Annotated in this window: 9 protein-coding genes; all 9 read right to left on the bottom strand. The window is 42.6% G+C overall.

The features are described 5' to 3' along the window. A partial coding sequence (locus tag BUB05_RS18020) for a hypothetical protein (RefSeq protein WP_073051131.1) occupies nt 1-204 on the bottom strand: 204 nt, incomplete at its 3' end. Further along, entirely contained in the window at nt 201-467 is a 267-nt protein-coding gene (locus BUB05_RS18015) for a hypothetical protein (RefSeq protein ID WP_073051130.1), read from the bottom strand. The genes BUB05_RS18015 and BUB05_RS18020, both read right to left, overlap by 4 nt. 85 nt (nt 468-552) lie before the next feature. Then, complete coding sequence (ftcD, locus tag BUB05_RS18010) at nt 553-1,425, bottom strand: glutamate formimidoyltransferase (RefSeq protein WP_073051128.1); 873 nt, start codon at nt 1,423-1,425, stop codon at nt 553-555. 13 nt (nt 1,426-1,438) lie between these two features. Then, on the bottom strand, nt 1,439-1,999 hold the full coding sequence (locus BUB05_RS18005) for a cyclodeaminase/cyclohydrolase family protein (protein ID WP_245819960.1): 561 nt from the start codon (nt 1,997-1,999) through the stop codon (nt 1,439-1,441). 28 nt (nt 2,000-2,027) lie between these two features. Then, nucleotides 2,028-3,272, bottom strand: a complete 1,245-nt coding sequence (gene hutI / locus BUB05_RS18000) for an imidazolonepropionase (protein WP_073051126.1) — start codon at nt 3,270-3,272, stop codon at nt 2,028-2,030. 101 nt (nt 3,273-3,373) lie between these two features. Continuing rightward, entirely contained in the window at nt 3,374-5,107 is a 1,734-nt protein-coding gene (locus tag BUB05_RS17995; protein ID WP_073051125.1) for a urocanate hydratase, read from the bottom strand. Nucleotides 5,108-5,344: 237 nt separating this feature from the next. Next, nucleotides 5,345-6,049, bottom strand: coding sequence for an ABC transporter ATP-binding protein (locus tag BUB05_RS17990; RefSeq protein WP_073051124.1), 705 nt, complete (start codon nt 6,047-6,049; stop codon nt 5,345-5,347). Then, nucleotides 6,042-6,806, bottom strand: a complete 765-nt coding sequence (locus tag BUB05_RS17985) for an ABC transporter ATP-binding protein (protein WP_073051123.1) — start codon at nt 6,804-6,806, stop codon at nt 6,042-6,044. The genes BUB05_RS17990 and BUB05_RS17985 overlap by 8 nt, the downstream gene beginning before the upstream one ends. Continuing rightward, a complete protein-coding gene (locus tag BUB05_RS17980; RefSeq protein WP_073051122.1) occupies nt 6,799-7,698 on the bottom strand; it encodes a branched-chain amino acid ABC transporter permease in 900 nt (299 codons plus the stop codon). The genes BUB05_RS17985 and BUB05_RS17980 overlap by 8 nt, the downstream gene beginning before the upstream one ends. Nucleotides 7,699-7,823: the final 125 nt, after the last annotated feature.

Here is a 7,823-nt window from a genome sequence, read left to right as displayed (position 1 = left end):
CAGTATGTACATTGTATAGAGAAGAACTCCACCCATTGTCAGGATGAATGACGGCCATTTTATGATATAGCTGAGGCCACCTTCTCCTCCTACTATTACTCCTCCCTGAACCAGCATTGTCGTGAGGAGTGTGGCAAAACACAGCATCATAATGAAGAGTGTGTCGAACACTACTGATTTTTTACTTTGCGTTTCTCTTTTCATTTGAACTTCTCCCCGTTTTCTATGTCTTCAGTATAGATCCTTTCCTTATGGTTCTTAAGGTGCATGAACACTGCCAGAAGAGCCATCGTTCCAAAGCCCAGAATAAGCACCCACAGTGCATTCATGAACATGATCACTGCGGCATCATCTGTAAGAAGCTTAATATTGCCTCTTACAACTGTAAGTATTGAAAGCATTAGTCCTATAAAAACGAATATAAGCATCGAATCACTACTGAACATCTTGTTGATTTTTCCTTTCACTTTTTCCTCCTTGTCTAGTATGCCGTTATCGGTATATAATAAAACAACCTCAAATCTTTTGATACGACTAGAGGTTGTTTTGCTTTTACAGATAAATCTGTTCCATTGAGAAGTTGTGTGTCTGAAGATAGTGGTCAAGCACATCTTCAAGTGCCATCAAGGGTACCGGTCCAACAAGCTCTGTTCCTGCGACGGATATTCCATAGGCTCTTGCCTCAGACTTGATGGTTTCAAAGACCCTGTGGATTGGAGTCTTTTCATAGTTTACAAGGTTCATGGATATTTGAATCATCTTCTCTTCTTCCAGCGGAAGAGCTATTGCACGTACATATTTGTATCCGCCTGTCGCTCCTCTTATGGCCTGTACAATTTTTTTGCATATATCGATGTTTTCCGTAATAAGATTCACATTGAATGCTACCAGAGGAAATCTAACTCCTGTTACAGTAGCTCCGCTTTTGGGAACAAACTCAAACGGTCCTTCATCTGGCTTCCATTCCTCGTGTTTCATTTTTTCTTCAAAAGCCTCATATTGTCCTTTTCTTATCTTCACAAGACTTTTCCTGTCCGGATTATCAGTTGCATCCTCATAATAGTATACGGGCACACCGAGACTTCCAAGATATTTCCCGAATTCCTTCGCTATTTCAACAGCTTCTTCTGTTGTAATATCCTTGACCGGTATGAAGGGAACTACATCAACTGCTCCCATTCTAGGATGGCTACCTGTGTGTTTTGTCATGTCGATCAACTCAACAGCCTTTGCAGCCAGGTCCTTGGTGCCCTGAAGCACATTCTGTGGATCTCCTATATATGTAAATACCGTTCTGTTGTGGTTGGGTTCTGAATCAATATCTATCACTTCCACATCGTTTTTCAACAGCGCTTCTCTGACTTCATTGATTAAAGTCTTGTCTTTTCCCTCACTGATATTGACTTCCGCCATTAATCTTTTCATTATACCTATCTCCTTAACTCTCTAATTTCTTGATTGAAGCTTCAAATTCCTGTAATGTTTTTTCATCTTTGATGGAAGGCAAATTTGCTCTTATGTTGAGTATGCATCCATACACTCCCAACTCTGCCAGCTTGATTGAAACCATCAAATCGGATGCAGCATTCGGGTTGGATTTCCCAACCAGGGTGTTTCCCATATCCAGAACCTTCCTGCACATGATTGCATTTGACTCCGGAACCCTCGACGCAAGAATGCTTCCATCCTGAATGGCCTGCCTTCTTGCAGCCTTGTCTTCATCGGTTTCTTTCGGGAGTTTGTATGCCTTCATCAGCTCAACAAATGCCTCCTCATCCTTTTTTGCTCCATGCATCAAACCTTCTGCCAGAATATCGAGCTCTTCAGCCATAATCTTGTATTCATCTCCGCTGAATCCATACTCTTTCTTCACTGAAAGCTTGGCCACCATTGATATCATGCCTGCCGCCATAGCTCCTGATAGAGCTGAAGATGCTCCCCCTCCCACCTTTGTATTGTCAGAGTCAATTATTTTCCCTAGAATATCATTTCCCATCATTTTGTGCTCCTTGTCTAATATTTAAAAATCATGCATTGTTTACAATTATTCTTCCTCTTTTTATTACCTTTTCAACCTGGTTTATGCCAAGCTTGTATATGACGTCCTCATAGTCTCCCGTATTCCAAATTTGAATGTCTGCCAGCTTGCCTTCTTCGATGGACCCCCTGTCACTATCCAGATTCAAAGCCTTTGCACCTCCCAGTGTTGCAGCCTTAATTGCAGTTTCTACATCAACCCCGTGTTCTCTGCACGTAAGCATTATCACCAGCTGCATCGACGTATTCCATGCCCCTGGACAGCAGTTTGTTCCCAATGCCAATGTCATGCCTGCCTCGACCATGGCTTCTGCATCGAAAGGGACCGGATGTTTTACGGCAAAATCCGTTGCAGGAAGCAATACTCCCGGGATCTTGCTTTCAGCAAGCTTTTTCATTACGCTTTTCGGAGTATAGTTCAGATGATCCACAGAAACCATGTTCATGTCTATTCCAAGGTCTGATCCTCCTATATAGGAGTATGCATCCGTATGAATCTTTGGCCTCATGCCAAGTTTTTCTGCACATTTCAGTACAAGTCTTGATTCCTCTGCTGTGTAATGGCCGTCATCGCACCATATGTCGCAAAATTCAGCCAAATTCCTTTTCGCTACTGCAGGTATCATTTCATTTATGAGAACTTCAATGTATTCATCCTTTTCCATATTGTCCGGCCAACCGTGGGCACCAAGAAAAGTTGAAACAATGTCCACAGGAAGATCTCTGTTCAGCTTTTTATTGATTTCAAGGAGCTTTATTTCAGAATCCACCGTCAGTCCGTATCCACTCTTGCTTTCAACAGTGGTTGTTCCCGTATTCATCATCTGGTGGAGCCTGGTCAATGCAGCATGGTACAGTATTTCTTCGTCTACATCCCTTGTCATGTCGATCGTTGCGTTTATTCCCGTCTTGTTTCCTGCTTTAATGAATTTTTCCTTGCCGCCCTTTGTCATTCCTGCTGCGTATTCCTTGGATCTTGAACCGCCAAAAACGAGATGAGTATGTGCATCTACAAATCCAGGAAGCACTACCTTGCCTGAACAATCAATAACATTGCTTTCATCATATTCGATTTTTTCAAGAACCTCTTCCTTTTGCCCTATAAATGCTATTTCTTCATCGTCAATTGCCACCCATCCATTTTCTATAACACCGACAATATCTCCCGACCCGTCTCTGCAGGTCAATAATTTCGAGCAATTTGAAAGAACTAAATCCACTTTTTTCTTATTCATAAATCACAAACCTCCCAAATACAAATAAAGATTCTCAGAATAATAATAACCAGCGCACTTTTTAATAAATGTCAGAAAAAAGTGCACTGGTAAATTCAGATTTATCTAGGAGCCTTGCCGTCAGGTCCAAATGTTACGAATTCAGCCGGTTGCCACCACAGCGGCACCTTGATTGAGTCCGTTGTAAGTTTTCCTACTCCGTTTGCTACATCCTTTGCAGTCTGGTATCCTGCCTGGGCATGCCTGATTACTCCGATTCCAGAGTCTACTGTAAGTGATGCATCAAGCCTTACATCGGCTTCCTCTGTTCCGTCAGCTACCATTGTTACTCCCGTATGCACTGCCTCTCCCATTGAGTAGTTTGCCTGGATTGCTATGAGGTCGCATCCTGCTGCACAGTTGAGCAGTCCGTTAAGATATGGCCAGTCTGAAATTAGATCTCCGCCGTCCATCATGTTCTCTGACTCGAATGTTGGGTTGACTATTGATCCCGAGTCAAGGTTGTCTCTCGAGAATGCTACCGGTCCCTTGATCTCGCCTTTCTTGATGAGTTCGTTGACTGCAAGGCCGAATTTCCTTCTCTGTCCGAATCCCATGTAGCAGATTCTTGCCGGCAGTCCCTCTATAGGAAGGTTCTTTCTTGCAAGCTTTATCCATCTCTCTACAAGAGGATCTCCCTTGCATATTTCAAGGGCAAGGTCATCTGTTCTCTTAAGGTCTTCTGGATCTCCCGACAGACATGTCCACCTGAATGGTCCTCTTCCTTCGCAGAATAATGGTCTTATGTATTCCGACACGAATCCTGGAATTGTCATTGCTTCTTCTTCAGGCATTCCTGCATCCCTGCACTCTTTTCTTATGCTTGTTCCATATTCGAATACTTCTACTCCCTTTGCATAGAACTTGTTCATTGTCTCAAGCTGTCTTATCATTGTAGCTCTCGCATCCGCAAGATAAGCTACTCTGTCTTTTGCCCTGTATTCGTCTGCTTCCACACCTGTATATCCTGACGGAATGTATGAAATAGGGTCGTGACATGGACACATCTCACTTATGATGTCAGGCATGAATCCCTTCTGGTATGCTTCTTCGAATACGTCTGCCGCATTTCCTACGATTGCCACCGATGTTGGTTCTTTCTTCGCCACTGCTTCATTTACTATCTCAAGGGCTTCATCAAGAGAGTATACCTTCTGATCAAGGTAGTTCTTCTCTATTCTTCTGTCTATTACCCTTTCGTCTGCGTCTACTATGATTGCAACTCCGCCGTGCATCTTCATTGCCCAGCTCTGGTTTCCGCCCATTCCGCCGGCTCCTGCAGTCATGTACACTCTTCCTGCAAGGTCGTTGTTGAATCTCTTGATTGCTATTGCTGAAAGGGTCTCAAATGTTCCCTGGATAACTCCCTGGGTTCCTATATACTCCCATGGTGCTGCAGTGTACTGTGCAAATATTGTAAGGTTCTTGTCCTGAAGGTCATAGAAGGTCTCCCAGTCTGCCTTCATGATGTTTGTTGTTGCCATTACTACTCTTGGTGCAAGCTTGTTTGTCTTGAATATTGCAACAGGCATTCCAGACTGGATTACAAGTGTCTCGTTGTCTTCAAGCTCCTTAAGGGACTTTACTATTGCATGGTACGATTCCCAGTTCCTTGCACATTTTCCGTTTCCGCCGTAGATTACTAGAAGTTCGGGAATCTCCGCGTTCTCCATGTTGTTCTCCAGCATTCTAAGGATTGACTCCTGCTTCCAGCCCTTGCATCTGAGAGTTGGTCCTCTCTGTGCCTTTACTTCGTACAAGATTTCAGGCTTGTTTGTTTTTACTGTTTCACTCATTATTTTTCCTCCATTTATTTTTTATTTTGTTCTCTCAATTAAATCTTTGCAATTTACGTGCCAAATGTTTTGTCTGCTGTAATCTACTGTTTTCAACACTTTTGTTCTTTTGATTTGATCAGCACCAAATTCACCGTAGTATTTTTATACAGAAACCGTCTGAAAGCCTTCATTTTTCAATATAATAATTTATTTTTGGGTGTATAATTTTTGTACATATATTATATTTATCTTTGCTTATGCTCCAAGATATGCCTTTATTACTGCTTCATTTTCTTTCAGCAATGAGCTTGAATCTTCCATAGTTATTCTGCCTGTCTCCAGGACATATCCTCGGTCAGAAGCCTCCAATGCCTTCTTTGCGTTCTGTTCTACAAGAAGAACTGTCATCCCTTCCTTGTGAAGTTTTTTTATCAGGTTTATTGAATGGGTTACCAGAAGAGGCATAAGACCCATTGAAATCTCGTCAATAAGCAAAAGCTCAGGCTCTATCATCAAGGCTCTCGATATTGCCAACATCTGCTGCTCCCCTCCACTCATGGTCTTTGATTTCTGGTTTCGTCTTTCTTTAAGTCTGGGAAATATTTCATAACACCGCTCAAGATTTCTTTTTATTTTAATCTTGTCCTTTACTGTATATGCACCAACCAAGAGATTCTCCTCAACGGTCATTTTCGAGAACACCCTTCTGCCTTCAGGTATATAGCCAATTCCGTGTTCGGCTCTCTCCCAGGCGTTCATTCCTGCTATGTCTTCACCTTTGTAGATTATCGAACCTCTGCTTGGATTGTGAATTCCCATGAGGCATTTCATTATTGTTGACTTGCCCGCTCCGTTAGCTCCTATAATAGTTACAAATTCACCATCCTTGATTTCTATGCTTATATCCTCAAGAACTTTAGACTGTCCATAATATGCATCCATATTCGATACTTTAAGCACTTTCATCCTCCTTTCCGATATAAGCTTCAATTACTTGAGGATTGCGCTGTACTTCATAGGGATTACCCTCTGCAATCTTTTCGCCGTAATTCAAGACAACTACCCGTTCACTGACTCCCATAGTAACATGCATATCGTGCTCGATAATTATTATGGAAGTACCTCCCTTCTGCAGGTCCTCTATAAGCTTCATGAATGCCCTGGTAGCATCAAAGCTTAGTCCGGCACAGGGTTCATCCAGCATCAATATTCCCGGATTGAGAGCCAGCGATCTGGCTATTCCAAGCCTTTTCATATAACCGAGGCTTAATTCTCCCGCCTTCTTATTCCATTGTTCCCTGATGCCCACCTTTTCCAGAAGCTCCATCGCCCTGTCTACATTTTTCTTCTTGTGGCTAAGCTTGAATATCCTGGACAACCCCTTGTAGTCATCAAGCCCCAAGGCTAAGACCACGTTGTCAAGGACGGTGATATCCCTGAAAGGATGCGCTATCTGAAACGTTCTGACTATACCAATTCTCGCTATTTCATGAGCCTTGAGTCCCTGTATCTCTTTCCCTTCATAGAAAACCTTTCCGCCCGTTGGTTTGTACACTCCGCAGATTGTATTGAAAAGAGTGGTCTTTCCTGCTCCATTGGGGCCAATAAGCGCCAGCGTCTCTCCCTTAAAAAGCTTAAATGATACATCATTGACAGCCTTGAGACCACCAAAGTGCTTTTTCAGATTTTGTATCTCAAGAATGACTTCCCTACTCATATTCTGTCACCTCTTTCACTTTAAAGAAATTCAATTTGGAAGAAACTATCTTTTTCCAAACTATACTGTTATCGCCGAAAAGCCCTGACGGCTGGAACCTCATCATTATTACCAGGATTGCACCGTAGACAAGCATTCTGTAATCCGAAATAAACCTAAAAACCTCCGGAGCGAGGCCAAGAATGATCGCGCCTGCTACAGCCCCTCTGACTGTTCCCATTCCACCTACCACAAGCATCGACATGATGCTGATTGATACAATGAATGCAAAGTCGCTTGAATATATGAAGGACATGTAATGCGCATATACCGCTCCCGTCACTCCTGCTATTGTTGTTCCTATCGCAAAGGCGATTATTTTAAACTTGTTTACGTCTATTCCAAGGGAGGCAGCTGCCTCAGTGTTGTTTCTGATGCCGCACAGGGCAAGTCCTATCCACGATTTTTCCATTCTTTTTGAAAGATATATAACTCCGGCGATTAGAACAAGTACTATTATGAGAAAATATACATTGCTCATCTTTTCACCGAAAAGCATAGGCTTTTTAACAGACATTCCAAATGCCGCTCCTAGATATGGCACATACTGAAAGACTGCAACAGCAACAAAATTTATGCCTATTGTAGTAATTGCCAGAAAATCATCCCTTACCCTCAAACTTATAAGTCCCAAGACAATCCCTATTATTCCCGTAACCAATCCTGCAACCGGTATTGCAAGCCAGAAGCTCAACCCCAGCTTTGTTGTCACAACTGCAGATGTATATGCTCCGATACCAAAGAATGCAGCCTGTCCAAGGCACGGTTGCCCTGCATACCCGGTTACTATATTCAAGCTCAAGGCCAGCAAAACGAATATGCCGACATTTATTGCCACTACTATCTGATACATTAAGTCACTCCTCCTTTAAATAGATCAATTTAGGCGTTTGCGAAACGCCACAACCCGCAGAAATGCGGGACTTTTTTTGCAATAAAAAATATAACCCCTCACCGAATTGTGGTAAAATTAGATTG

The organism is Dethiosulfatibacter aminovorans DSM 17477, assembly GCF_900142005.1.
In the GTDB taxonomy this organism is placed as follows: Bacteria; Bacillota; Clostridia; order Tissierellales; family Dethiosulfatibacteraceae; genus Dethiosulfatibacter; species Dethiosulfatibacter aminovorans.
The sequence above is the reverse complement of the archived record's forward strand: the minus strand, read 5'-3'. Positions and strand labels throughout refer to the sequence as shown.